The sequence below is a fragment of the Rhodococcus sp. FG69 genome (assembly GCF_057808915.1).
This window is the reverse complement of the sequence record NZ_JBMDIX010000099.1, coordinates 1-1,433: the sequence shown is the minus strand read 5'-3', so window position 1 is coordinate 1,433 and position 1,433 is coordinate 1. Positions and strand designations below refer to the sequence as shown.

Below are 1,433 nucleotides of genomic sequence, written 5' to 3'. Positions count from 1 at the left end.
CTAGTAGTACTTTGTTAGGTTGGGAATCTGTGGTGGCAGTGCGGGCAGGTTCCGATCCAGATGGCAAGTGCGCGTTGAAGAATGCGGAGTATGCCGTAGAGGGTCAGGCCTGCCCAGGTGCTTTTGGGTGGGTCAGTCGCAGGGTGGTGATGAACAGGTGGGCGGCGGTGACGAGGGCGGCGTGGTGGTGCCAGCCGATCCAGGTGCGGCCTTCGAAGTGGTCGAGTCCGAGTCCGGTTTTGAGTTCTCGGTAGTCGTGTTCGATGCGCCACCTGATTTTTGCCAGCCGCACCAACTCCGGGATCGGGGTGCTGGGCGGTAGAGTGGAGAGCCAGTAGTCGGTGGGTGTGGCTGCGGCGGAGGGCCATTCGGCGATCAGCCAGCATTCGGGGAGGGTGCCATCGGCCTCGCGGTCGATGTGGCGGTTGGCGGGCCTTACCCGCAGTGCGGTGAACTGTGAAGTCATTGCGGCGGTGGGGTTGTCCGGGCTGGTTCTCGTGCCGTGCCGCCAGGTGAGGGTGGCGGCTGCGGATCGGCCTGCAGCGACGATGAGGTCGGTGCACGAGGTGGGCGGGTCCGGGTATCGCGGGGTCGGCGGTCGTCCCGCTCTGCCGGTGCGAGCGGGTGTGCGCGGCCCGGCATCGGCGGGGTGGATGCTGGTGGCACCCTTGACTGCGACGACGTAGTCGATGCTGCGGGTGGTCAACGCTTGTCTGAACTCGGTGGCGTCGCCGTAGCCGGCATCTGCGACGACGGGCCGTGCAGGTCGGCCCCACTCGCGGAGTTCGTCGATCATCTCGATCGCCATTTCCCATTTGCGGCGGTGATGTTCGGTATCAGGAATACCGCTGCGGGCGCGGCGGGCGGTGATCGCGGCGTTGACCTCAGGATCTTCGGAGAGGGTCTCGTCCCAACTCGTGGGCACGTACAGGCGCCAGTCCAACGGGGCGGACGCGGCGTCTGTGGCGGCATGAACACTGACCGCGACCTGGCAGTTGCCGACTTTGCCGAGGGTGCCCGAGTACTGGCGTGCTACGCACGGTGAGGCGGGCCCGTCCTTGGCGAATCCGGTGTCGTCGATCACCCACACCTGCGGGTCGATCACTTCGCAGGCTTTGCGGGAGAGGATCTTTCGTACCGGGGTGACATTCCATGGGGAGCTGGTGACGAACTGTTGTAGCCGCTGATGATCGACGTTCAGTCGCTCAGCCATCGGTTGCATCGACTTGCGTCGACCGTCGAGCATCAACCCGCGGACATACACCCCGGCAGTGGCCACTCGGTCTTTGCGGGTCAGGGATGAGAACACTTCACCGACATACGAATCGATCAATTCATCGACCTCGTCGAGTTCTGACGTATCCATCCACGAATGGTCTCGAGAATCGACGGAAAACTCGAGCCGACACGCCGACCTAACAAAGTACTACTAG

At 63.7% G+C, this 1,433-nt stretch carries 1 protein-coding gene; it reads right to left on the bottom strand.

Annotated elements, in window-relative coordinates:
- Nucleotides 1-103 precede the first annotated feature (103 nt).
- A complete protein-coding gene (locus ACODSO_RS29130) occupies nt 104-1,366 on the bottom strand; it encodes an IS701 family transposase (protein ID WP_489040072.1) in 1,263 nt (420 codons plus the stop codon).
- Between the last annotated feature and the right edge of the window lie 67 nt (nt 1,367-1,433).